At 50.9% G+C, this 277-nt stretch carries 2 tRNA genes; both read right to left on the reverse strand.

Annotated features, from left to right (window positions below):
* Positions 1 to 44 precede the first annotated feature (44 nt).
* Positions 45 to 120 (reverse strand) — tRNA-Ala (locus U862_RS0128795).
* Positions 121 to 129: 9 nt separating this feature from the next.
* Positions 130 to 206: transfer RNA gene (locus U862_RS0128800), tRNA-Ile, on the reverse strand.
* Positions 207 to 277 lie beyond the last annotated feature (71 nt).

Genomic DNA, 277 nt, shown 5'->3' on the forward strand with positions numbered 1-277 from the left:
ACTGGAATATTCATTTCTAAACTCTAACAAGCAGAAGCAGTTAATGGTGGAGCCAAGCGGGATCGAACCGCTGACCTCCTGCGTGCAAGGCAGGCGCTCTCCCAGCTGAGCTATGGCCCCATACAAAATTGGTGGGTCTGGGCAGATTCGAACTGCCGACCTCACCCTTATCAGGGGTGCGCTCTAACCAACTGAGCTACAGACCCAATTTCGAGCGCGTAACTGATTAGCTAAGAGCTATCAGCTTGGAGCTTAAAGCTGCTTCTATCGTCTTCTT

Source organism: Pseudomonas sp. H1h (assembly GCF_000633255.1).
GTDB lineage: Bacteria > Pseudomonadota > Gammaproteobacteria > Pseudomonadales > Pseudomonadaceae > Aquipseudomonas.